The sequence below is a fragment of the Prevotella falsenii DSM 22864 = JCM 15124 genome, from assembly GCF_000613945.1.
Taxonomy (GTDB): Bacteria; Bacteroidota; Bacteroidia; order Bacteroidales; family Bacteroidaceae; genus Prevotella; species Prevotella falsenii.
In genome coordinates this window covers 71660-94245 of sequence record NZ_BAJY01000008.1, presented here as the reverse complement: position 1 = coordinate 94245, position 22586 = coordinate 71660, and the positions used below count along the sequence as shown (strand labels likewise).

At 41.5% G+C, this 22586-nt stretch carries 28 protein-coding genes; all 28 read right to left on the bottom strand.

What is annotated here, in order from left to right:
• Nucleotides 1-12: 12 nt before the first annotated feature.
• Nucleotides 13-189: a 50S ribosomal protein L30 gene (gene rpmD / locus JCM15124_RS04910; protein ID WP_024998532.1), complete on the bottom strand. Its 177-nt coding sequence runs from the start codon at nt 187-189 to the stop codon at nt 13-15.
• Nucleotides 190-207: 18 nt separating this feature from the next.
• On the bottom strand, nt 208-720 hold the full coding sequence (gene rpsE, locus JCM15124_RS04905) for a 30S ribosomal protein S5 (RefSeq protein WP_024998531.1): 513 nt from the start codon (nt 718-720) through the stop codon (nt 208-210).
• Nucleotides 721-726: 6 nt separating this feature from the next.
• Complete coding sequence (gene rplR, locus JCM15124_RS04900) at nt 727-1071, bottom strand: 50S ribosomal protein L18 (RefSeq protein WP_024998530.1); 345 nt, start codon at nt 1069-1071, stop codon at nt 727-729.
• Nucleotides 1072-1092: 21 nt separating this feature from the next.
• Nucleotides 1093-1659: a 50S ribosomal protein L6 gene (rplF, locus tag JCM15124_RS04895; protein WP_024998529.1), complete on the bottom strand. Its 567-nt coding sequence runs from the start codon at nt 1657-1659 to the stop codon at nt 1093-1095.
• A 14-nt stretch (nt 1660-1673) separates the two neighbouring features.
• Nucleotides 1674-2069, bottom strand: coding sequence for a 30S ribosomal protein S8 (gene rpsH / locus JCM15124_RS04890; RefSeq protein WP_024998528.1), 396 nt, complete (start codon nt 2067-2069; stop codon nt 1674-1676).
• A 104-nt stretch (nt 2070-2173) separates the two neighbouring features.
• Nucleotides 2174-2476: a 30S ribosomal protein S14 gene (gene rpsN / locus JCM15124_RS04885; protein ID WP_024998527.1), complete on the bottom strand. Its 303-nt coding sequence runs from the start codon at nt 2474-2476 to the stop codon at nt 2174-2176.
• A 5-nt stretch (nt 2477-2481) separates the two neighbouring features.
• Complete coding sequence (gene rplE, locus JCM15124_RS04880; protein WP_024998526.1) at nt 2482-3036, bottom strand: 50S ribosomal protein L5; 555 nt, start codon at nt 3034-3036, stop codon at nt 2482-2484.
• Complete coding sequence (gene rplX / locus JCM15124_RS04875) at nt 3036-3353, bottom strand: 50S ribosomal protein L24 (protein ID WP_024998525.1); 318 nt, start codon at nt 3351-3353, stop codon at nt 3036-3038. Before rplX ends, rplE begins: the two co-directional genes overlap by 1 nt.
• Before the next feature lie 20 nt (nt 3354-3373).
• Nucleotides 3374-3739 (bottom strand): 50S ribosomal protein L14, encoded by a 366-nt coding sequence (gene rplN / locus JCM15124_RS04870; RefSeq protein WP_014709544.1) that lies wholly within the window; start codon nt 3737-3739, stop codon nt 3374-3376.
• Between the two features lie 2 nt (nt 3740-3741).
• On the bottom strand, nt 3742-3999 hold the full coding sequence (gene rpsQ / locus JCM15124_RS04865; protein WP_024998524.1) for a 30S ribosomal protein S17: 258 nt from the start codon (nt 3997-3999) through the stop codon (nt 3742-3744).
• A gap of 11 nt (nt 4000-4010) precedes the next feature.
• Entirely contained in the window at nt 4011-4205 is a 195-nt protein-coding gene (gene rpmC / locus JCM15124_RS04860) for a 50S ribosomal protein L29 (protein WP_024998523.1), read from the bottom strand.
• Nucleotides 4206-4211: 6 nt separating this feature from the next.
• Nucleotides 4212-4640 (bottom strand): 50S ribosomal protein L16, encoded by a 429-nt coding sequence (gene rplP, locus JCM15124_RS04855; protein ID WP_004357794.1) that lies wholly within the window; start codon nt 4638-4640, stop codon nt 4212-4214.
• A gap of 14 nt (nt 4641-4654) precedes the next feature.
• Nucleotides 4655-5386: a 30S ribosomal protein S3 gene (rpsC, locus tag JCM15124_RS04850; RefSeq protein ID WP_024998522.1), complete on the bottom strand. Its 732-nt coding sequence runs from the start codon at nt 5384-5386 to the stop codon at nt 4655-4657.
• An 8-nt stretch (nt 5387-5394) separates the two neighbouring features.
• Nucleotides 5395-5805, bottom strand: coding sequence for a 50S ribosomal protein L22 (gene rplV / locus JCM15124_RS04845; RefSeq protein WP_014709539.1), 411 nt, complete (start codon nt 5803-5805; stop codon nt 5395-5397).
• A 31-nt stretch (nt 5806-5836) separates the two neighbouring features.
• Nucleotides 5837-6103: a 30S ribosomal protein S19 gene (gene rpsS / locus JCM15124_RS04840; protein WP_004357807.1), complete on the bottom strand. Its 267-nt coding sequence runs from the start codon at nt 6101-6103 to the stop codon at nt 5837-5839.
• Nucleotides 6104-6125: 22 nt separating this feature from the next.
• Entirely contained in the window at nt 6126-6953 is an 828-nt protein-coding gene (gene rplB, locus JCM15124_RS04835; protein WP_024998521.1) for a 50S ribosomal protein L2, read from the bottom strand.
• 7 nt (nt 6954-6960) lie between these two features.
• Nucleotides 6961-7404 (bottom strand): 50S ribosomal protein L23, encoded by a 444-nt coding sequence (rplW, locus tag JCM15124_RS04830; protein ID WP_024998520.1) that lies wholly within the window; start codon nt 7402-7404, stop codon nt 6961-6963.
• A gap of 22 nt (nt 7405-7426) precedes the next feature.
• Nucleotides 7427-8056, bottom strand: a complete 630-nt coding sequence (rplD, locus tag JCM15124_RS04825) for a 50S ribosomal protein L4 (protein ID WP_024998519.1) — start codon at nt 8054-8056, stop codon at nt 7427-7429.
• A complete protein-coding gene (rplC, locus tag JCM15124_RS04820) occupies nt 8056-8670 on the bottom strand; it encodes a 50S ribosomal protein L3 (RefSeq protein WP_024998518.1) in 615 nt (204 codons plus the stop codon). The genes rplD and rplC overlap by 1 nt, the downstream gene beginning before the upstream one ends.
• A 50-nt stretch (nt 8671-8720) precedes the next feature.
• Nucleotides 8721-9026: a 30S ribosomal protein S10 gene (gene rpsJ / locus JCM15124_RS04815; protein WP_004357736.1), complete on the bottom strand. Its 306-nt coding sequence runs from the start codon at nt 9024-9026 to the stop codon at nt 8721-8723.
• Nucleotides 9027-9114: 88 nt separating this feature from the next.
• Nucleotides 9115-11232, bottom strand: coding sequence for an elongation factor G (gene fusA / locus JCM15124_RS04810; RefSeq protein ID WP_024998517.1), 2118 nt, complete (start codon nt 11230-11232; stop codon nt 9115-9117).
• Between the two features lie 28 nt (nt 11233-11260).
• Nucleotides 11261-11737, bottom strand: a complete 477-nt coding sequence (rpsG, locus tag JCM15124_RS04805; RefSeq protein ID WP_024998516.1) for a 30S ribosomal protein S7 — start codon at nt 11735-11737, stop codon at nt 11261-11263.
• Between the two features lie 233 nt (nt 11738-11970).
• Nucleotides 11971-12354 (bottom strand): 30S ribosomal protein S12, encoded by a 384-nt coding sequence (gene rpsL / locus JCM15124_RS04800; protein ID WP_024998515.1) that lies wholly within the window; start codon nt 12352-12354, stop codon nt 11971-11973.
• Nucleotides 12355-13120: 766 nt separating this feature from the next.
• Nucleotides 13121-14173 carry a hypothetical protein gene (locus JCM15124_RS04795; RefSeq protein ID WP_036885075.1) on the bottom strand — a complete coding sequence of 351 codons (1053 nt, stop codon included), beginning with the start codon at nt 14171-14173 and terminating at the stop codon, nt 13121-13123.
• 799 nt (nt 14174-14972) lie between these two features.
• The gene (locus tag JCM15124_RS04790) at nt 14973-15293 is read right to left on the bottom strand and encodes a DUF3467 domain-containing protein (protein ID WP_024998513.1); all 321 of its coding nucleotides are present in this window, start codon (nt 15291-15293) and stop codon (nt 14973-14975) included.
• A 105-nt stretch (nt 15294-15398) separates the two neighbouring features.
• The gene (locus JCM15124_RS04785; protein WP_024998512.1) at nt 15399-16820 is read right to left on the bottom strand and encodes a T9SS type A sorting domain-containing protein; all 1422 of its coding nucleotides are present in this window, start codon (nt 16818-16820) and stop codon (nt 15399-15401) included.
• 108 nt (nt 16821-16928) lie between these two features.
• Nucleotides 16929-17552: a Type 1 glutamine amidotransferase-like domain-containing protein gene (locus JCM15124_RS04780; RefSeq protein ID WP_232220086.1), complete on the bottom strand. Its 624-nt coding sequence runs from the start codon at nt 17550-17552 to the stop codon at nt 16929-16931.
• Nucleotides 17553-18197: 645 nt separating this feature from the next.
• Nucleotides 18198-22562, bottom strand: coding sequence for a DNA-directed RNA polymerase subunit beta' (rpoC, locus tag JCM15124_RS04775; RefSeq protein ID WP_024998510.1), 4365 nt, complete (start codon nt 22560-22562; stop codon nt 18198-18200).
• Between the last annotated feature and the right edge of the window lie 24 nt (nt 22563-22586).

Below are 22586 nucleotides of genomic sequence, written 5' to 3'. Positions count from 1 at the left end.
TTAAAGGATTTATTAATCAATTACTGATACCAAATGATGCACTTTACGAATCATTCCACGAATACTTGGAGTATCCTCTACTTCTACTACTTGTGAAATTTTACGAAGTCCAAGAGCCAACAAAGTGGCCTTTTGGTCTTTAGGAGCGTTAATACGGCTCTTAATTTGCTTTACCTTTATTGTTGCCATTATTTATGTCTCCTGTAATTAACCGTTAAAAACTTTGTTCATACTAATACCACGCTCACCAGCAACAGTGTAAGCATCACGCATTTGAGCAAGAGCTGCAATAGTTGCCTTTACAAGGTTATGAGGGTTTGATGAACCTTTAGACTTTGCAATCACATCGGTAATACCAGCACTCTCCAATACAGCACGCATAGCACCACCAGCCTTCAAACCTGTACCGGCAGCAGCAGGCTTAAGGAGTACTTGTGCACCGCTATAACGAGTCTCAACTTCGTGAGGAACTGTACCTTTCAGAACAGAAACTTTTACAAGGTTCTTCTTTGCAGCATCTGTACCCTTCTGTATAGCAGCAGTTACTTCACCAGCCTTGCCAAGTCCCCAACCGATTACACCTTTGCCATCACCTACAACGACGATAGCCGCAAATGTGAAAGTACGTCCACCCTTAGTTACCTTGGTCACGCGGTTGATTGCAACCAAACGGTCTTTTAGTTCTACGTCACTATTTACTTTTACTTTATTCATTGCCATAATCGTTTAGAATTTAAGTCCTCCTTCACGAGCGCCATCAGCCAAAGCCTGTACACGTCCATGATAAAGATAACCGTTACGGTCAAATACTACTTGTTGAATACCGGCTGCTGTTGCTTTCTGTGCAACAAGTTCACCAACTTTCTTAGCTTGCTCTATCTTAGCCATTTTTTCAAGACCAGCAGAAGAAGCTGCAGCAAGTGTAGTACCTGTTAAATCATTAATAACCTGTGCATAAATTTGCTTATTACTACGGAATACGCTCAAACGTGGACGCTCTGCAGTTCCGTTCACACTCTTACGAATGTGGAACTTTATCTTTAGTCTTCTTTGTTCTTTCTTTGTTGTCATAATCGTAATGAATTATTAAAGTTACTTAGCTGCAGCTGATTTACCAGACTTTCTGCGAATAACCTCTCCCTTGAACAAGATACCCTTACCTTTATATGGTTCAGGCTTACGGAAAGAACGAATCTTAGCACAAATAAGACCTAACAGTTGCTTATCAGCTGATTCAAGAGTGATTATTGGATTTTGGTTACGTTCACTCTTTGTCTCTACCTTAACTTCTTGTGGAAGTTGCAGGAAGATAGGGTGTGTATAACCAAGTGTGAATTCAACCAAGTTACCTTGATTAGAAACACGATAACCAACACCTACCAACTCAAGCGTCTTTGTATAGCCTTCACTAACTCCAACTACCATATTGTTCACGAGTGAACGATAAAGACCATGGTAAGCTTGCTTCTGTTTGTAGTTTTCGATGTGCTGCTCATCAACTTCAAAAGTGATTTGAGCATCTTCTATATTTACCTTAATAGAAGGATGAACATACTGAGATAATTCGCCCTTTGGACCCTTTACTGTAACAACGTTGTCCTTCTTCGAGATTGTAACTCCAGCAGGAATACTAATTGGTAATTTTCCAATTCTTGACATTTCAAATCCTCCAATTAATAAATGTAGCAAAGAACCTCACCGCCAATTTTTTCAGCAGCAGCTTCCTTGTTAGTCATTACACCTTTAGACGTAGAAATAATTGCAATTCCAAGTCCGTTAATAACTCTCGGCATGTCTTTGTAGCCAGTATACTGGCGAAGACCCGGTGATGAAACGCGCTTCAAACTCTTGATTGCGTTCTGATTTGTAACAGGGTCGTACTTCAATGCGACCTTGATAGTTCCCTGTGGTCCATCTTCAATGAACTTGTAGTTCAAGATGTAACCTTTCTCGAAGAGAATCTTAGTAATAGACTTCTTCAAGTTAGACGCAGGAACTTCAACAACACGGTGATGAGCCATGATTGCGTTTCTGAGTCTTGTCAGATAATCTGCTATTGGATCTGTCATAAATATAAATGTTTAATTAATCGGGACTTCCCCGACAATATTAAAAAATGCTTAAACTATCTTACGCCATGAGCATTTTTATGCTCATAACGTAAGTATTAGATTTACCAACTAGCCTTCTTTACTCCTGGTATCAATCCTTGAGATGCCATCTCACGGAATTGGATACGAGAAATTCCGAAGTGACGAATATATCCCTTTGGACGACCTGTTATCTTGCAACGATTATGCAAGCGAATAGGATTTGCGTTCTTAGGAATAGCCTGCAACTTACGAGCTGCTTCATATGCTTCAGCAGGGTCTGCAGTAGTAGCGATAATCTTTTTCAAAGCTGCACGTTTCTCTGCGTAACGAGCTACTAACTTCGCACGCTTAACTTCGCGAGCCTTCATTGATTCTTTTGCCATATCTCTTAATCGTTTTTAGCGTTCTTGAATGGAAGTCCGAATGCCTTAAGGAGTGCATAACCTTCTTCATCAGTCTGTGCTGATGTAACAAAAGTAATATTCAAACCTTGAATACGGTCCACTTGATCAATGTTTATCTCTGGAAAGATAATCTGTTCGGTGACACCCAATGTGTAGTTACCACGACCATCAAACTTGCTTTCAATACCCTTGAAGTCACGGATACGAGGCAATGAGACGCGTACAAGCTTTTCCAAAAACTCATACATACGTTCACGACGCAATGTAACCATAACACCAATAGGCATCTTCTTACGAAGTTTGAAGTTAGCGATATCTTTCCTTGAATAGGTTGCTACTGCTTTCTGACCAGTGATAGCTGTAATCTCATTGATTGCAACTTCAATAATCTTCTTGTCCTGAGTTGCATCACCCAAACCTTGGTTGATAACTATCTTCTTCAAAACAGGAATCTGCATTGCAGAAGTGTAATTGAATTGCTTTTGTAAAGCTGGAGCTATTTGCTCTTTATAGTCTTTCTTTAATTTTGCTGTATTCATTACTTAATTACCTCCCCTGACTTTTTAGCGATGCGCTTCACAGTCTTTCCTTCACGTTCAATCTTGATACGTGTTGGTTTACCGCTTTTCGGATCGATAAGACTAACATTTGATATGTGAACAGGTGCCTCTTGCTTTATAATACCACCTTGTGGATTTGCTGCAGACGGCTTTGTACTCTTTGAAACCATATTGATTCCTTCAATCAGTACGCGTTCTTTGTCAACGAGAACTTTGAGCACTTTACCACTTCTGCCCTTGTCAGAGCCAGCAAGTACGATAACTTGATCGTCTTTCTTTATATGGAATTTTGCCATTTTACTTTTCGTTTTAATTATTAAAGAACCTCAGGTGCCAAAGAAACAACCTTCATATTCACTGCACGAAGCTCACGAGCTACAGGTCCAAAAATACGGCTACCACGAAGTTCGCCAGCGTTGTTCAGCAATACGCAAGCATTATCATCGAAACGAATATATGAGCCATCAGCACGACGAATTTCTTTCTTTGTGCGTACTATCAAAGCTTTTGACACTGCACCTTTTTTAATATCACTTGATGGGATGACGTTCTGCACTGCAACTACGATAACGTCACCAACACTTGCATAACGACGGCGTGTACCACCAAGTACACGAATACATTTTGCCTCACGTGCACCGCTGTTATCACATACTGTAAGTTTTGATTCTGACTGTATCATAATTACTTAGCTTTTTCTACTATTTGAACTAATCTCCATCTTTTTGTTCTACTCAAAGGGCGAGTTTCCATAATCATTACTGTATCACCGATATTGGCCTCGTTCTTTTCATCGTGAACATGGTACTTCTTTGTCTTCTGGACAAACTTACCATATATAGGGTGCTTCTCTTTGAATTTCGCAGCGATAACAATGGTTTTATCCATTTTGTTGCTCGTTACGACACCCTGTCTTACTTTTCTTAAATTTCTTGTTTCCATCTGAACTATTGTTATTTATTAAGTTCTCTCTGACGAAGTTCAGTTTTCATACGTGCTATATCACGACGAGCAGCTTTAATCTGTGATGGATTCTCAAGAGGAGTAATCTGATGGTTCAGCTTCATTTTATCAAGAGCAGTTTCAGCATTCTCTATCTTTTCTACCAAATCCTTGGTATCAAGTTGTTTAACTTCTTTAATCTTCATCTTCTTTTAAGCGTTTTTATCGTAATCACGTCTAACAACAAACTTTGTCTTTACAGGTAGCTTCTGTGCTGCAAGGCGAAGTGCCTCTTTAGCTATGTCAAAGCTTACACCTTCTACTTCAAAGAGGATACGACCTGGGGTAACTGGTGCTACCCAACCTGCGGGGTCTCCTTTACCCTTACCCATACGCACATCAGCAGGTTTGCGAGTGATAGGCTTATCAGGGAATATTCTAATCCAGACTTGACCTTGACGGTTCATATAGCGGTTTACGGCTATACGAGCAGCCTCAATCTGTCGGCTGTCAATCCACTTTGGCTCAAGTGTCTTAATACCAAAGGAACCAAAAGCTAACTGCGTACCTCTGTGAGCGTTTCCTTTATTACCGCGCCCATCTTGAGGTCTTCTATACTTTACTCTTTTTGGCTGTAACATGATAGCTTTTACTTTTAACGGTTATTGTTTCTTCTGCGATTACCACGTCCAGAGCGAGCGCCACTATTGTTTGAGCGTCCATTGCTCTTTTCTTGGGTAAAGTTTGACGTCAAATCTACCTTGTTGTAAATCTCACCACGGCAAATCCATACCTTAATACCCAAGAGACCAACCTTTGTAAGAGCCTCTGTTTGACAATAATCGATGTCTGCACGAAATGTATGAAGAGGAGTACGACCTTCTTTAAACATTTCTTTACGTGCCATTTCGGCACCATTCAGACGACCTGTAATTTGAACTTTAATGCCTTCTGCACCTGCACGCATTGTGTTAGCAACAGCCATCTTGATAGCACGACGATATGCTACCTTGCCTTCTACCTGACGTGCGATGTTAGTAGCTACAATATTTGCATCAAGTTCAGGTTTCTTCACTTCAAAGATATTGATTTGAATTTCTTTCTTGAAAAGATTTTTCAATTCTTCTTTGAGCTTATCAACGTCCTGACCACCTTTACCAATGACAATACCTGGACGGGCTGTGCAAATAGTGATGGTAACGAGTTTCAATGTACGCTCGATAACAATACGTGAAACGCTTGCCTTTTCGAGACGCTTGTTCAAGTATGTACGGATTTTCTTATCCTCCAAGAGGTTATCTCCGAAATCCTTACCACCGAACCAATTTGATTCCCAACCGCGGATAATACCTAAACGGTTGCTTATTGGATTAACTTTCTGTCCCATTCTACTATCTATTTATCATTGTTAGCGTCAGCCTTTGAATCTACGAAAAGGGTGACGTGGTTAGAACGTTTGCGAATTCTGTAGCCGCGACCCTGTGGTGCAGGACGCATACGCTTCATTGTAACACCTTCATCAACGAAGATTCTAGAGATATAAAGTTCACCGTCTTCAGCTTTGCGGTCATTCTTTGTTTCCCAGTTAGCAATAGCTGAACGCAAAAGTTTCTCAACATTCTGAGCAGCTGCCTTCTTTGAGAACCTTAGTACGCCTAAGGCACGATTTACTTCCATTCCACGCACCATATCTACAACGTAGCGCATTTTACGTGGAGAAGAAGGGCAGTCCTTGAGCTTTGCAAAATACTGGCTTTTGAGGGCTTGTTTACGTTCCTCAGCCTTTATATGTTTTCTTGCTCCCATTATATTTATCTTTTCTAAGGGTTATGACCTGTTACTTTCTATTACCAGAGTGCCCACCAAAACGGCGTGTAGGGCTGAACTCTCCGAGCTTGTGACCTACCATGTTCTCAGTAATGTAAACAGGGATAAATTTATTTCCGTTATGAACTGCAACAGTGTGACCCACAAAATCTGGGGAAATCATTGATGCTCTGGCCCATGTTTTTACAACATTCTTCTTACCACTCTCATTCATAGCGAGAATTTTCTTCTCGAGTGATACGTTGATGTATGGACCTTTTTTTAATGAACGACTCATAATTTACTCTTAATTACTTTGTTTACTTCTTGTTAGCTCTCTCAATAATATACTTGTTTGAAAGCTTCTTAGGTGCGCGAGTCTTAAGACCCTTAGCATACAAGCCCTTGCGTGAACGTGGGTGTCCACCAGACTGACGTCCTTCACCACCACCCATTGGGTGATCAACAGGGTTCATAACAACACCACGGTTGTGTGGACGACGTCCCAACCAGCGTGAACGTCCAGCCTTTCCGGACTGTTCGAGTGCATGGTCAGAATTACCAACACTACCGATAGTAGCTTTACAAGCTGAAAGAATCTGGCGTGTTTCGCCAGAAGGTAGCTTAATAACACAATAACTGCCTTCACGAGAAGTAAGCTGAGCAAAGTTACCAGCCGAACGAACGAGCAATGCACCCTGTCCCGGACGTAATTCGATGTTATGAATTACAGTACCTACAGGAATATTTGCAAGTGGTAGTGTATTACCAACTTCAGGTGCAGCCTCAGCACCTGACATCAGTTGTGCACCAACCTGCAGTCCGTTAGGAGCAATAATGTAACGTTTTTCACCATCAGCATAGTACAACAAGGCAATACGAGCAGATCTATTCGGATCGTACTCGATTGTCTTTACTACAGCTGGAACACCATCTTTCTCTCGTTTGAAGTCGATGAAACGAAGCTTTCTTTTATGACCTCCGCCCATATAGCGAACTGTCATTTTACCAGTGTTGTTTCGACCACCGGTAGAACGCTTACCGTAAACGAGAGACTTCTCTGGCACGGATGCAGTAATATCCTCGAACGTGCCAATAATCTTGTGTCTTTGTCCCGGTGTAACCGGTTTTAATTTACGTACTGCCATTTTTTATTTAAATATTGCTGTAAAAATCAATTTCTTCGCCTGCCTTAATTGTTACAATTGCTTTCTTGAATGCGTTCTTCTGACCTTTCACAAGTCCGGCCTTGGTATAGCGTGATTGGCGTTTCCCGGCATAACGAATAGTGTTCACATCAAGAACTGTAACATTATACAAGCTTTCAATTTCTTTCTTAATCTCAAGCTTATTAGCCTCCGGCTTTACAATGAAGCCATACTTTGGCTGTGCAGGCTTAACATAAGAATAAACTGTCTTTTCCTTCTTTAAACCTTCAGGATGACGCTTGTTCTTAACAACATAGCTACGAGTTTCAGCTGTTGCATTGTGTGCCTTAGCTGACTTTTCGTTTGCAGCTTTAATTGTTTTGTCAACAGAAGATTTTTCTGTAACAGTGTTCATCTTTTCGGTGACCACCGGTTTAATGATAAATCCCATAATTCTTACTGTCTCCTACTTTTTACTTGGTTAAGATTTCGTCGATCGTCTTCAAAGAATTCTCTGTAACAACAAGTACATCTGCATGCAAAATACCATATGTATTTACCTGTGCTGCTGTTGTAACCTGAGTCTTCTGCAAATTACGAGCTGACAAATATACATTATTTTGAGCTTTTGGCAAAACCAAAAGAACTTTCTTTCCATCAACTTTAAGATTTTTAGCAATATTTATAATCTCTTTTGTCTTTGGAGCATCAAAATCGAAGTCTTCAACAACAATGATAGCAGATTCTTGTGCCTTGTAAGCCAATGCTGATTTACGTGCAAGAACCTTAACTTTCTTGTTAAGCTTGAAGCTATAGTCGCGTGGAGTAGGACCGAATACACGACCACCACCTACGAGGACCGGTGAGTTAATATCACCACGGCGTGCACCGCCACCGCCCTTTTGGCGACCTAATTTACGTGTTGAACCTGCATGTTCACTTCTTTCCTTTGTTTTTGCAGTTCCTTGACGTTGGTCTGCAAGATATTGCTTTACATCAAGGTAAAGTACGTGATCGTTTGGCTCAATTCCGAAGATATTCTCGTTAAGAATAACCTTACGGCCGGTCTCCTGACCTTTAATATCTAATACGTTAATATCCATTACTTATTAATTATAAGGGTTGAACCATTGCATCCAGCTACACTACCTTTTACGAGGAGTATATTATGTTCTGGAATTACCTTTAACACTTGGAGATTTTGAGTTGTAACTCTATCACCACCCATTTGACCTCCCATTCGCATACCCTTGAACACTTTTGCAGGGTATGAGCAAGCACCAATAGATCCGGGTTTGCGAGCGCGGTCGTCCTGTCCGTGAGTAGATTGACCTACACCACCAAATCCGTGACGCTTAACAACGCCCTGAAAACCTTTACCTTTTGATGTACCAACAACATCTACAAACTTAGTGTCGTTGAACAATTCAACAGTAATGGTATCACCGAGGTTGTATTCCTCATCAAACTTGAACTCGGCCAAGTGCTTTTTTGGTGTTGTGCCGGCTTTCTTAAAGTGTCCCTGCTGTGGCTTAGAAGTTCTTTTCTCCTTAGCTTCGCCGAAACCTAACTGAAGAGCCTTGTAACCATCTTTTTCAATTGTCTTTACTTGGGTTACGACACAAGGACCAGCTTCGATAACAGTGCACGGTACGTTCTTACCGTCGGCACTGAAAACGGAAGTCATTCCGATTTTCTTTCCTAATAATCCTGGCATTTCAATTAAATTTTAAATAATTAAATTCTTTGTTTCTTTCGTAACTTGTATTACACCTTGATTTCCACTTCTACTCCTGAAGGCAACTCAAGTTTCATCAATGCATCAACAGTCTTTGGTGTTGAGCTATAAATGTCGATGAGACGCTTAAAATCTGAGAGCTGGAACTGCTCACGTGATTTCTTATTAACGAAAGTTGAGCGGTTTACAGTGTAAATACGCTTGTGTGTCGGCAATGGAATAGGACCGCTAACGATAGCACCTGTAGCCTTTACAGCCTTCACAATTTTCTCTGCAGACTTATCAACCAACTGGTGGTCGTAAGACTTTAACTTAATACGAATTTTCTGACTCATATTTGTTTTGAATTTATTAATTTATATCAGACTCAGGTTACACTCTCATAAGAGTCATTCGCTATGAGAGTGTTCCCAAGTATTTTTCTTATTTAAGCAGATCTGCGTTTCCGTTCAGTTCTTCAAGGATTTCCTTTGCGAGGCTGTTAGAAACCGGTGAGTGGTGATCGTACTCCATTGATGAAGTTGCACGACCTGAGGTAATAGTACGCAAAGCTGTTACATAACCGAACATTTCTGACAATGGTACCATAGCTTTCACAACACGTGCACCGCTACGAGCTTCTTCCATTCCCTGAACAAGACCACGACGCTTATTCAAGTCACCGATTACATCACCCATATTTTCTTCCGGAGTAACAACTTCTACCTTCATAATAGGCTCCATCAATACAGGACCGGCCTGTGGACAAAGCTTCTTGAACGCTTGATGTGCTACAAGTTCGAATGACAACTGGTCAGAGTCTACAGGGTGGAAAGAGCCATCGGTCAAAGTAACCTTCAAGCCTGTAATTGGGAATCCACCAAGAACGCCGTTACCTAAGCAGTCTTTGAAACCTTTTTCTACTGAAGGAATAAATTCCTTAGGCACGTTACCGCCCTTCACAACATTGATGAACTGCAAATCGCCTTCCTTGTAATCCTCGTCTTTAGGTTCGATTGTAACGTCGATACAAGCAAACTTACCACGACCACCGGACTGCTTCTTGTAGGTCTCGCGACTTTGAGCTGCCTTTGTGATTGCTTCCTTATAGTTCACCTGTGGCTTACCTTGGTTACATTCCACCTTAAACTCACGCTTCAAACGGTCGATAATAATATCAAGGTGAAGCTCACCCATACCGGAGATAATGGTCTGACCGCTCTGTTCGTCTGTGCGTACAGTAAATGTTGGGTCTTCTTCCGCCAACTTCTGCAAACCTGTATCAAGTTTAGCAATATCAGCTTGACTCTTAGGTTCAACGGCAATAGAAATCACTGTATCAGGGAATGTCATTGACTCAAGCACGATTGGGTGTGCTTCGTCGCAAAGAGTATCACCGGTACGAATATCCTTGAAGCCTACACCTGCACCAATATCGCCTGCATCGATTGACTCCATTGCTATTTCCTTGTTAGAGTTCATTTGGAACAAACGGCTGATGCGTTCTTTTTTACCTGAACGTGGGTTGTAAACATACGAACCGGCAACAACCTTACCGGAGTAAACGCGGAAGAACACCAAACGTCCCATAAATGGGTCGGTAGCAATCTTAAATGCAAGTGCTGCGGTAGGCTCGTTAATACCGGCCTTGCGTTCTTCTTCTTCTTCAGTATCAGGATTTGTACCGACAGTAACGACAGTGTCGAGCGGTGAAGGCAAGAATGCGCAAACATAGTCAAGCAATGTTTGAACACCTTTATTCTTATATGAAGAGCCACACAGCATTGGACAGCAGTCCATAGAGATACAACCTTTACGAATTGCAGCCATAAGTTTATCTTCGGGTATATCTTGCCCTTCAAGATAAAGCTCCATAACATCGTCGTCGTAGTTAGCGGCACCTTCTATAAGTTTTTCGCGCCATTCGTTTGCTTCGTCTACCAACTCTGCAGGAATTTCTTCTATATCGTATTTTGCACCCATTGTTTCATCGTGCCAAAGAACAGCCTTCATCTTGATGAGGTCTACCACACCCTTGAAGTTTTCTTCTGCACCGATTGGAATTTGGATAGCGATAGGATTAGCACCCAAAATATCTTTCATCTGACGTACTGTCTCGAAGAAGTCAGCACCGGAACGGTCCATTTTATTAACGTAACCAACACGTGGCACATTATATTTATCAGCCTGACGCCATACAGTTTCAGACTGTGGCTGAACACCGTCGGCAGCAGAATAAGTTGCAACAGCACCATCAAGAACACGAAGTGAACGCTCTACTTCTGCAGTAAAATCCACGTGTCCCGGAGTATCAATCAGGTTAATCTTGTATGATTTACCATTGTAGTTCCAATTACAAGTTGTAGCAGCTGAAGTAATGGTGATACCACGCTCCTGTTCTTGTGCCATCCAGTCCATTGTTGCAGCACCATCGTGTACTTCACCAATCTTATGGGTTTTACCTGTATAGAACAAAATACGTTCTGATGTTGTTGTTTTACCGGCATCGATGTGAGCCATGATACCGATATTACGTGTCAAATGTAAATCTTGACTTGCCATTTTTCTTTAATATCCTTTTAATTATCATTTAGAATCTGAAGTGAGCAAATGCACGGTTAGCTTCTGCCATGCGGTGCATATCTTCCTTACGCTTGTAAGCACCACCTTGATTGTTGAATGCGTCCATGATTTCAGCAGCGAGTTTGTCTGCCATGCTCTTGCCACCGCGCTTGCGAGCAAATGCAATCATATTCTTCATAGACACGCTTTCCTTACGGTCCGGACGGATTTCTGTTGGAACTTGGAATGTTGCACCACCGATACGACGGCTCTTTACTTCTACCTGTGGGGTAATGTTGTCAAGAGCTTGCTTCCAAACTTCCAGCGGTGATTTCTCTTTGTCGCTATTCTTCTCGTTTACAATATCGAGAGCTGCATAGAAAATTTCGTATGATGTATTCTTCTTTCCATCATACATAAGGTGATTTACAAACTTTGAGACCTTTTGGTCGTTGAACTTAGGATCTGGCAAGATCACACGTTTCTTTGGTTTTGCTTTTCTCATTTTTATTTAAAAAATTAGTAATTCTGCGGAGGCTGTCGTCTTTTCGTTCTTCAACGTCCACTCTTGGGCATTTACTCAACCTGTCTTAACAAATCTCCAGCAAAACTTTTATTATCTTTTATTTAAACCTTTTGTTTACCAACCATCACCGACTGTTAAACTAAAAGGCTTTGCTTTCGCAAAGTTTCTTTCCCCGTTATAGAGGAAAAGAAACTCAAAAAGTCTTTTTTACTTTACTTTTTAGCTGCCTTTGGACGCTTAGCACCGTACTTAGAACGACGCTGTGTGCGGTTTGCAACACCGGCAGTATCAAGTGTACCACGAACAATGTGGTAGCGAACACCCGGTAAGTCTTTTACACGACCACCACGAACGAGAACGATACTGTGCTCCTGCAAGTTATGTCCTTCGCCGGGAATGTATGAATTGACTTCCTTTTGGTTCGTCAAACGAACACGGGCAACCTTACGCATTGCCGAATTAGGCTTCTTAGGTGTTGTTGTGTAGACACGTACGCAAACTCCACGACGCTGTGGACAGTTGTCCAAAGCAGGAGACTTGCTTTTTTCTACAATCACCTTTCTGCCTTTTTTTACCAATTGTGAAATAGTAGGCATAATTGTACTTTTTTTATTTTATATTATTTTATTTATTATCGATACTTAAGACCTTTCGTCGCCTAACCTATTATATATAATAATGTGTAAATAACGCACAAAGGTATTTCGAGGTGCAAAGGTACAAACTTTCTCAAAATAATCACTCACATATATAGAAGTAATAAACTGTAAGGTTTGAGATTTAACAAAATATAACTATCAAAACACTATATTAACTTAACTAAGCGTACAGATTTTCAAACAACAAAGTTCAAAGACAGAGAAATAGGAGTTCGACGAGAGAAATCGTATCATTCAACCATTCTGAATAAAAAGAACCTCCTACCCACCATTCTGTCCCTCCTACATATCTCATTTTATAAAAGAGAAGAAGATTACAATACCATAAACATTTTTCCAAACATACGCTCTTGCCTAACCAACTTTCTGTCAGCGTATTACAAAACCTATTATCTTGCATTCCAAAAACGTAGGTTTTGCAGCGTAAAACAATAGGTTTAGGCGAGCAAAAGCGCAGGTTTTGTGATGTTAAAGCGTAGTTATCAATTTCCAATGGAGTTCATTTTACAAAAAGAGAGCTACTCTTCAGTATCAACTTTAAACAACAAAGAGGGAATTACCTCACTGAAGTTATTACTATGCCATAAAGATACAGCAAACGCAGTATTGAATTATCAACTAAACAAAAAATAGAATAACATACATAAAAAACGATGCATCGATTTATTCGGTGCATCGAATATGTTCAAGCTATAAATGCCGGTTACTTAGAAATCTCTATGAAGCAATTCCCGTTTGCTTTCAAATAGATATGAGCTTTTACGCCTGCTGCACTATTCGCATAGATGGCACCGGGTGCGTTAGACTTTTTCTGCTTCTTTACAAAGGTGTATCCGTTGGCTGCAAACCATTGGTTTAACTCCTTGCGGTCTAAATCTTCTACTTTTTTCACTACCGGACAACTGAGCGCAATGAATGAAATGGCTTTTTCGCTTGCTTCATAGAAATACATACAAGCATTCAAATTAGAATAGGCTTCATATTCTTTCTTTGTGCGAAACTCTGCTTTACCTTCATCACTTCCTTCTTCGTCGTAATAACGAAGTCCCAAGGCATTTTCCATTTCGATAAGTTGCTGTTTTGGCAAACTTTCATATTTTTCGTTCAGTACCTTTACATCAGGGAAGTCAGTAACATCGGTAAGGATAACCGTTTCTTCCGGCTCATCGCCTTGACTTGTCTGTGGTTCGTTCTCATCGATTTTGAATTCTACAATCGAACGTATCGATTTTATATCTTTATGCTTAGCATCGTAAGCAAGTGCCTTTATTTTTAGTTTTGCATTCCAATAAATATGACAAGGAGCTACATTGCCATTGCCGTCAGAAATAACGGTTGTACCATAGTCGGCAAACCCTGCATCGGTCATCATTTTGGTAAACTCCGCATCAATTTTCACAATGGGTATTTCCATCATACCGTATATTACGTCATCGGTATATTTAGCACCTTTAAAGAACTTAGGGGCGTTTCCCCAATACACTTCGCCTAACTTCGGGAAAGTTTGCTTTTGGCGTTGTGCCAAATTCCTTTCAAATTCGTCAGCTCCTTTTACATCTCCATGTTTCAAATAAGGCAATTCGCCAAATGCATAAGCTTTGTCGAATTCAAAAGTTTCAGCCGGTTTTTCTTCTTCCTTAGTTTGTTCGTTCTCTTTCTTTGGTACTGTGTTATCATCTTTATCACACGAAGACATCAATCCTAACATTGTCAAACACGTTAGCACATAAAAGAAATTTAAAACTTTTGTTTTCATAATCTTTAATTATTTAAAGTAATAAAATATGGACATTTGTCCGTTATCGCTTTATTGAAAAGCATTCACGCCATTTTTTAAGAAGCTATACAGCAGGAGTTATGGGTCAGTTATTCCAATTGTTAGGTTATAGTTGCAAATTTATATTATTTTATTGGAATATAGAAATATTGCACAATAAAATATCGCAATTAACGTGAGTTCGGAATAAGAAATCAGGTAAAACAGGCTATCTTGCAGGTACTTTTAAGCAAGTTCCTTGATGAAACAGTGAGAGATTTTCGATTTGATTTTGTAAAGATAATTCTGTTAAAAAGTGATATAATCGCTTTGACGTTGCGAAACCGTAGGTTTTGCGATGTAAAACCTACGCTTTTACCGTGCAAAACCTACGGTTTTGGAACGCAAAACAATAGGTTTTGTAATGTACTGATGGATAGATGGTTACGCAACGCTATCACTTCTGAAAAATGTTTACACTTTTATTGACTTCTTTTCGTTCTTTTCTCGTTCCTCGAAAACTGCGTTTTCGCGCCATGGCAATGCTTAGATAAATTTGGCGTTGCTCATTTGGCTGAACGAAAACGTTCATAAACAACGTGAGTTCGGTATAAGAATTTTAGGGCGAAGACATTTTACCTCTTTCTGATTATAATCATATTAAATCATAATCTTTTCTGTCTTTAAGTATCTTATAAATAATAAGATACCGTGTAACTCTTATATCGAACTCACGTGCAATTATTACACGAGCATGAATAATTGCGATGCTGCAACAATATAATTTCTACTTTCCTTTTTATGCGTCGTTCTTTATCGGACCGAAAGGAGTTGCGGTTCTTGGTTGTTGGTTGGGCATCTGAATTTTTCCAAACTCTTGTTCGTAACGAACAATGTTCTCTTGCAAAGCTGCCAAAAGGCGTTTTGCATGTTCGGGCGCAAGCACTACCCTACTTGCTACTGTCGGCTTTGGAACACCCGGCAACATACTGATGAAGTCGATCACAAACTCTGAACTCGAGTGTGAGATGATTTGGAAGTTCGTATAAATTCCTTTTGCAATTTCAGTACTCAAGTCTATCTGAAGTTGCTGTCCTTGTTGGTTTTGATTGTTGTCCATTTCTTATATTTCAATTATTTGTTATCGGTTGCAGAGCATCAATGTACTCTGAGTTATATGCAAAGATAACACATTTCGGACAATCCACCAAGAAACGCACTTACTTTATCTTTCTACAACAAAACGTTGTGTTTCACCATTCACATTCAGGAAATAAACGCCGGCAGTAAAGCCCGCAACATCGATTTGGTTTTCAGCTGTATGCAATACCACAGTGCGAAGCAATGCACCGTTAGCTCCAAAAATACGAGCCGTTGCAGTTGCCATACCTAAAGGCAACAGCACGGTAAGCACATTGTTGTTTGCCACCGGGCTAACCTTTATCTTTGCCGCTGCCACACGTTCAATACCGTTTGGCATCTTCTCGCCTTCGTATAAGTTGCGCCCATCGTTTAATCCCTGTTGGTAGTCGTAGGCTGTCCAGTTCTTGGCATTAATAAGTTCGGTTACATCTACTTCGTAGCAAACATTCTTTTCGTTCTCGTCTTTCGTATCTACAACCACCAATTCACCTTTATAATCGGCACTCGTCATATCGGGCAAGTTTGCCAACATTCGTCTCATGGCAGGGTTGGCTATTTGGTTGCTGTAGCAAGATATGAAGCTCAACTTTAGGTTGGCTGCAATATCAAGCTCGGTAAGTTGGTTATCGGCACATTGTAAATCGGTAAGATTTACCAACTTTCTTATATCAAGTGCTTTCAACTTGTTGCCACTTACAGTCAGAGCAGTAAGCTCGGTATTGTCGCCAAGGGTTATGTTCGTTAATTTATTATTATAACAATGAAACTCCATTAAAGCAAGATTTTTGCTAATATCCACCGTTTCTATTTCGTTATCGAACAAATACACCTTTTGCAACAACGGGTTTTTAGCGATGTCTATGGTTTTTATCTTGTTATTGTTGCAAGCTAACAGGTTCAACTGTGTATTCTTTGTTATATCGAGTTGCGTAAGATTATTTTCGCCACAATAAAACTCTTGCAGCTTAGGCATCGCGCTTGGGTCTAACTCGTTCAAGCTGTTTCTAAAACAATAAAGTTCTGTTATCTCCGACGTTGCGGGCAATTTCAGTTCACTTAGTTTATTGGTGTGGCAATATAGTTTTTTCAAATTTGGATTTCGACTGACGTCCAACTTCTCTATTTGGTTTTCTTCGCAGTATAACGAACCCAAGTCAGGACATTTCGACACATCAATAGATACCAATTCATTCAGATTGCAACTAAAGAAAGTCATATCGCCATATATGGTTATAGTGGATTGTGTGCGCTTAAAGCGGGTTATGCCATACTTCTTTATACTTTCCTCACCGGCATCATACTTGCCGTTGTTGTTTCTGTCAATCCAAGGCTTTGTTTTACTCTTGTCATTAAACAGCACCGTGAGTTGCCATTGCTTCTTCAAGTTGGTTGTGGTAATGGTGATAGAGGGTTGCTCGGTAGTGTATTCATCTGCACCTTTCTGCGCATTCACACCGGCACAAAAACCTAAAAGAACTGATAATAAGAATAGTTTTTTATTCATAGCGTAATTGTTTAGAACTCGGAGAAGCTATTAAAAAGCCCGCCGCAGATTAGTTATTTAATTTATTTTGAATACCAATTTACGATATAAAACATTTCCGCCTTTAATTTAGAATTGCTTACTTTGTATAGAAATGCTATTTCCTAAAATGACTATGGCTTGTTCGTTTGTGATTGGTTTCAATGGTAAATGACTGTTTTCTTGAATAATTTTCTGTGTCGTTTCTTCAAAAGGGAAACTATTAAAATGCACAACAGGATAGAAATCAATGATGCCAAGTCCTGTGAAATCCTTGAAGTCGGGTGGCAATGAAAGATAGTTGTCCATTCTCTTGGCATATTCTATATTAGGAGCAAAAATCATTGCACCGGCTGACTCCCCAATGTATAGTTTTCCTTTCTCTACCTGTTCAACTATCAACTTGTCGGTTCCGGTTCTTCTTAGTTCTTGCATAAGAAAGAAGGTATTGCCGCCTGAGATATAGATACAGTCGCAATCGTTCAGCACTTTGGCAATTTCTTTCTTCCCGCACTGTGCAATATCTAATTCTCTTACGACAAATCCGAGCGAAACAAGGGCATTCTTCCCATCTTCAACATATTGCGTATATTCTTCGTGAACACTTGCAGTAGGGATAAATGCTACCGTTTTACCCTTCAACGAAGCCGGAAGAGACTCGGACAAGAGAGGAGCTACATCAGCAAAAGATGAGCATAAAAAAATCTTTTTCATTGTTATATTATGTTTTAGTGAAGTCAATCTGATCTCCTTACCCCTCATACCATAGGCAGATTGAATGAGGATAAGGGAGAGAGCCATAAATATAAACACGCTTATTCTGCACTTCATATTCTTTCTAAGTTAATATTGCAAAGATACAGATAATTTCTCTAAAAGAATAATATAACCAATAAAAGCCATACCCAAATTCATTGCAAACAACTTATATTCTCACATCGCAGACATTAAAATCGATAAGTTGTTTTAATGTAGAACAAGAGTTGAAGAGGTTCAGTGGAACGTTAAGACGTGATTGATTACCGAATGCTGCCATAAGAATTTCTCCTCTTTTCTGTAAAGATAATTCTGTTAAAAAGCGAAAACTGCACTTTGGCATTGCGAAAGCGTAGGTTTTGCATTGCAAAACAGCCGCTTTTGGAACGCCAAACAATAGGTTTTACAACGCACTAATTATCAAATATTTAAACGATTGATACGCTTGCGAAAAATAATTACATATTTTTCGTTATTTCTGCATTAATACTACAAGGAATATTGCTATATTTCAAGTTGCACCAACAATCAATATGATGCAAACAAAAAGGGCTCGCAAGCGATGCTTGCAAGCCCTTTTAAGTTGTATAAAGTTTATTTGTTTTAAGCCTCTGCGTTCTCTTTGTCAGCAAAGTCGATAATGCTCTTCTTGTTGGCTTCTAAGCGATTATACTCTTCTTTAGAACCTACTATGAGCTTCTGCCATTGACGAAGACCGGTACCTGCCGGGATAAGGTGTCCGCAGATTACGTTCTCCTTCATTCCTTCGAGGTCGTCGCTCTTGCCACGGATAGCAGCCTCGTTGAGCACCTTGGTTGTTTCTTGGAAAGAAGCAGCCGACATAAAGCTCTTTGTGCCGAGGGCTGCACGTGTGATACCTTGAAGCATTTGGGTGGCAGTAGCCTGAACGGCATCGCGTACCTGAACGAGCTTGAGGTCGCGGCGTTTGAGGTTTGAGTTCTCATCACGCAGTTTGCGCACAGAAAGTATCTGTCCTTTATAGCAATTCTCAGAATCGCCCGGGTCGGTAACAACCTTCTTACCCCAAATACGGTCGTTTTCTTCCAAGAAGTCGAGTTTATCAACAAGTTCCTGTTCGAGGAATGCGGTGTCGCCAGACTCTTCAATACGAACCTTACGCATCATTTGGCGAACGATAATCTCGAAGTGTTTGTCGTTAATCTTCACACCTTGGAGGCGATAAACGTCTTGTACTTCGTTTACGATGTACTCTTGTACAGCCGTAGGACCCTTAATAGAAAGAATGTCGGCAGGAGTTATGATACCATCGGAAAGTGGAGTACCTGCACGCACTGCATCATGTTCCTGAACAAGGATTTGCTTTGACAAGCTAACAAGATACTTGCGTTGGTCGCCCGTCTTCGATGTAACGATGATTTCACGGTTACCACGTTTCACCTTACCCATTGTAACCTCACCATCGATTTCAGAAACCACAGCAGGGTTAGAAGGGTTGCGAGCCTCGAAAAGCTCGGTTACACGTGGAAGACCACCCGTAATATCGCCCGCACCACCTACGGAACGTGGAATCTTAACGAGGGTTGTACCTGTCTTGATTTCCGCACCGTCCTGAACGATTTGCTCCAAGTGTCCACCTACAGGAAGGTTGTAAGTTCCGAACACATCTTCTGCTGCATACTGTCCGTCAGCACCTTTCTTGGCACCGGGACGTACAACATCGACTGTCGGAACGCGCGACTTGTCGCGCGACTCGGTAATAATACGCTCGGTAAGACCGGTAGCATCGTCGGTTTCAGCCTTATAAGTAACCCCTTCTGCTACATCGTGCAGACGGAGCACACCTGCGTACTCGCTGACAATAACGGCGTTGAATGGGTCCCAACGACAAATGAGGTCGCCCTTTTTCACCTTATCGCCACTCTTGAAGTAAAGTACGCTACCGTAAGGAACGCCTTCGGTCAGGAGGACAATACCAGTGTTGATGTCAATGAAGCGAACTTCTGCCAAACGGCTGACTACCTTCTGACAATTGCGGTCTTCGTCGTCGATAAATGGAACGGTACGGAGTTCGTCGAACTCAATCTTACAATCGTTTTTAGCGACAATAGAGGCATTGGCTGCAGCGTTAGAAGCAATACCACCGGCGTGGAAGGTACGAAGGGTAAGCTGCGTACCGGGTTCTCCAATAGCCTGAGCAGCGATGACACCTACTGCCTCGCCCATCTGCACCATACGAGCAGTAGCAAGGTTTCGGCCGTAGCACTTCTTACATACACCTCGCTTGCTTTCGCACGTGAGCACAGAACGGATTTCCACCATTTCAAGTGGTGAACCGTCAATGATTTTAGCCTTTGCCTCTGTGATTTCTTCGCCTGCAGCTACTATAAGTTCGCCGGTAGAAGGATTGATAACATCGTGTACAGATACACGACCGAGAATGCGCTCGTAGAGAGAAGCAATGACTTCGTCGCCATTCTTCAACGCACGACATTCAAGACCACGGAGAGAGCCACAATCTTCTTCGGTAATGATAACGTCGTGAGAAACGTCTACCAAACGACGCGTGAGGTATCCGGCATCGGCAGTCTTCATAGCAGTATCGGCAAGACCTTTACGAGCACCGTGTGAAGAAATAAAGTATTCGAGCACCGACATACCTTCCTTAAAGTTAGAGAGGATAGGGTTCTCAATAATCTGTGCACCTTCAGCACCTGCTTTTTGAGGCTTAGCCATCAAACCACGCATACCGGCAAGCTGTGCAATCTGGTCGGCAGAACCACGGGCACCCGAGTCGAGCATCATATAAACGGCGTTGAAACCTTGGTCGTCTTCAATCATATGCTTCATCACGCTTGCTTTCAAGTTGTTGTTTACGTGTGTCCACGCATCAATTACTTGGTTGTAACGTTCTTTATCGGTGATGAAACCCATTTCGTAGTTAGCCTTTACTTGATCAACCTCCGCTTGACCCTTGCTCACAATATCCACCTTCTCTTCCGGTACGATAATATCGCCCAAGTTAAATGAAAGACCTGCGGTGTAAGCCATACGGTAACCCAAGTTCTTGATACCATCGAGGAAAGCACAAGCACGTGCCATACCCACGCATTTAATAACGTCGGCAATAAGACCACGTAGCGATTTCTTAGAAATGATGCCATTGAAGAAGCCTACTTCGGTTGGGATAATCTGATTGACGATAACACGACCAACAGATGTTTCAACCATACGTTTTTGCAGCTTGCCATCGACAAGGTCATCAACAATAACCTTCACTTGTGCGTGGAGATCGCAACGACCTTCGTTGTGCGCAATAATGGCTTCTTCTGCACCATAGAAACACAAACCTTCGCCTTTAGCACCCGGACGGATTTTGGTTATATAATAGAGACCCAACACCATATCCTGAGAAGGAACGGTTATAGGCGCACCGTTAGCCGGGTTCAAGATGTTGTGGCTTTGGAGCATCAACACCTGTGCTTCAAGGATAGCCTCGTTGCTTAATGGGAGGTGGACCGCCATCTGGTCGCCATCGAAGTCTGCATTGAACGCTGTACAAGCCAATGGGTGGAGCTGGATTGCTTTACCTTCGATAAGCTTAGGTTGAAAAGCCTGTATACCAAGGCGGTGGAGCGTAGGAGCACGGTTGAGAAGCACCGGGTGTCCCTTCATTACGTTCTCCAAGATGTCCCAAATAACCGGTTCGCGACGGTCTACAATCTTCTTGGCACTCTTCACAGTCTTCACAATACCGCGCTCGATGAGCTTACGAATAATGAATGGTTTGTAAAGCTCGGCTGCCATAAGTTTAGGAAGACCACATTCACCCATCTTCAATTCAGGACCTACAACGATAACGGAACGTGCCGAATAGTCTACACGTTTACCAAGGAGGTTCTGACGGAAGCGACCTTGCTTACCTTTTAGTGAGTCTGACAACGACTTCAAAGGACGGTTGCTCTCGCTCTTAACAGCTGACGACTTGCGACTGTTGTCGAACAATGAGTCTACTGCCTCTTGCAACATACGCTTCTCGTTACGGAGAATAACGTCTGGTGCCTTGATTTCGATAAGTCGCTTCAAGCGGTTATTACGAATGATTACACGACGATAAAGGTCGTTCAGGTCGGAAGTAGCAAAGCGACCACCATCGAGCGGTACCAACGGGCGAAGTTCCGGTGGCGTAACAGGTACTATCTTCATTATCATCCATTCAGGACGGTTGATGCCTTCCGACTGGCGGAATGCTTCTACGACCTGCAAACGTTTCAAGGATTCGACCTTGCGTTGCTGACTTGAATCGGTTGTAGCACGATCGCGGAGTTCGCCTGCCAAACGGTCAAGGTCTATATCGGTAAGCAAATCGTAGATAGCTTCTGCACCCATCTTTGCGATGAACTTCTTTGGATCGGAGTTTTCCAACTTCTCGTTACCTTCTGGCAAACGATTGTCAAGAATATCCAAGTATTCATCTTCAGAGAGAAGGTCTAACTTGTGAGAACCGTTCAGGTCTTCACCTGTATCGGGGTGCTTCATACCTTCTACAACACCCGGCTGTACGACAACATACTTCTCGTAATATACAACGCTGTCGAGCTTCTTTGTTGGAAGTCCCAACAAGTAGCCAATCTTGTTTGGAAGACTGCGGAAATACCAAATATGTGCTACCGGCACAACGAGTTCGATATGTCCTGCACGCTCACGACGCACTTTCTTCTCTGTAACTTCTACACCACAACGGTCGCAGACAATTCCTTTATAACGAATACGCTTGTATTTTCCACAAGCACATTCATAATCTTTTGTAGGACCGAAAATGCGCTCACAGAACAAACCGTCGCGTTCAGGCTTATAGGTACGATAGTTTATCGTTTCCGGCTTGGTTACTTCTCCGAATGAATTTTCGAGGATTTCTTCCGGGGAAGCAAGTCCAATGGTGAGCTTGTTAAAATTACTCTTAACTTTATTATCTTTTTTAAAAGCCATGTTTTTAAAATTTTGGGGTGTGCT

Bases quoted from the DNA above. Each gene is read 5' to 3' on its own strand.
- rplD (WP_024998519.1), bottom strand. From the start codon at position 8,056: ATGGATATTAACGTATTAGATATTAAAGGTCAGGAGACCGGCCGTAAG.
- rplF (WP_024998529.1), bottom strand. From the start codon at position 1,659: ATGTCAAGAATTGGAAAATTACCAATTAGTATTCCTGCTGGAGTTACA.
- rplP (WP_004357794.1), bottom strand. From the start codon at position 4,640: ATGTTACAGCCAAAAAGAGTAAAGTATAGAAGACCTCAAGATGGGCGC.
- rpoC (WP_024998510.1), bottom strand. From the start codon at position 22,562: ATGGCTTTTAAAAAAGATAATAAAGTTAAGAGTAATTTTAACAAGCTC.
- rpsJ (WP_004357736.1), bottom strand. From the start codon at position 9,026: ATGAGTCAGAAAATTCGTATTAAGTTAAAGTCTTACGACCACCAGTTG.
- rpsH (WP_024998528.1), bottom strand. From the start codon at position 2,069: ATGACAGATCCAATAGCAGATTATCTGACAAGACTCAGAAACGCAATC.
- rplR (WP_024998530.1), bottom strand. From the start codon at position 1,071: ATGACAACAAAGAAAGAACAAAGAAGACTAAAGATAAAGTTCCACATT.
- JCM15124_RS04790 (WP_024998513.1), bottom strand. From the start codon at position 15,293: ATGGACAACAATCAAAACCAACAAGGACAGCAACTTCAGATAGACTTG.
- rpmC (WP_024998523.1), bottom strand. From the start codon at position 4,205: ATGAAGATTAAAGAAGTTAAACAACTTGATACCAAGGATTTGGTAGAA.
- rplC (WP_024998518.1), bottom strand. From the start codon at position 8,670: ATGCCAGGATTATTAGGAAAGAAAATCGGAATGACTTCCGTTTTCAGT.
- rpsN (WP_024998527.1), bottom strand. From the start codon at position 2,476: ATGGCAAAAGAATCAATGAAGGCTCGCGAAGTTAAGCGTGCGAAGTTA.
- rpsE (WP_024998531.1), bottom strand. From the start codon at position 720: ATGGCAATGAATAAAGTAAAAGTAAATAGTGACGTAGAACTAAAAGAC.
- JCM15124_RS04780 (WP_232220086.1), bottom strand. From the start codon at position 17,552: ATGAAAAAGATTTTTTTATGCTCATCTTTTGCTGATGTAGCTCCTCTC.
- rpmD (WP_024998532.1), bottom strand. From the start codon at position 189: ATGGCAACAATAAAGGTAAAGCAAATTAAGAGCCGTATTAACGCTCCT.
- rpsC (WP_024998522.1), bottom strand. From the start codon at position 5,386: ATGGGACAGAAAGTTAATCCAATAAGCAACCGTTTAGGTATTATCCGC.
- rplN (WP_014709544.1), bottom strand. From the start codon at position 3,739: ATGATACAGTCAGAATCAAAACTTACAGTATGTGATAACAGCGGTGCA.
- rpsG (WP_024998516.1), bottom strand. From the start codon at position 11,737: ATGAGAAAAGCAAAACCAAAGAAACGTGTGATCTTGCCAGATCCTAAG.
- rplW (WP_024998520.1), bottom strand. From the start codon at position 7,404: ATGGGATTTATCATTAAACCGGTGGTCACCGAAAAGATGAACACTGTT.
- rpsL (WP_024998515.1), bottom strand. From the start codon at position 12,354: ATGCCTACTATTTCACAATTGGTAAAAAAAGGCAGAAAGGTGATTGTA.
- rplB (WP_024998521.1), bottom strand. From the start codon at position 6,953: ATGGCAGTACGTAAATTAAAACCGGTTACACCGGGACAAAGACACAAG.
- rpsQ (WP_024998524.1), bottom strand. From the start codon at position 3,999: ATGGAAACAAGAAATTTAAGAAAAGTAAGACAGGGTGTCGTAACGAGC.
- rplX (WP_024998525.1), bottom strand. From the start codon at position 3,353: ATGGCAAAATTCCATATAAAGAAAGACGATCAAGTTATCGTACTTGCT.
- rpsS (WP_004357807.1), bottom strand. From the start codon at position 6,103: ATGAGTCGTTCATTAAAAAAAGGTCCATACATCAACGTATCACTCGAG.
- JCM15124_RS04785 (WP_024998512.1), bottom strand. From the start codon at position 16,820: ATGAATAAAAAACTATTCTTATTATCAGTTCTTTTAGGTTTTTGTGCC.
- rplE (WP_024998526.1), bottom strand. From the start codon at position 3,036: ATGAATACAGCAAAATTAAAGAAAGACTATAAAGAGCAAATAGCTCCA.
- rplV (WP_014709539.1), bottom strand. From the start codon at position 5,805: ATGGGAGCAAGAAAACATATAAAGGCTGAGGAACGTAAACAAGCCCTC.
- JCM15124_RS04795 (WP_036885075.1), bottom strand. From the start codon at position 14,173: ATGAAAACAAAAGTTTTAAATTTCTTTTATGTGCTAACGTGTTTGACA.
- fusA (WP_024998517.1), bottom strand. From the start codon at position 11,232: ATGGCAAGTCAAGATTTACATTTGACACGTAATATCGGTATCATGGCT.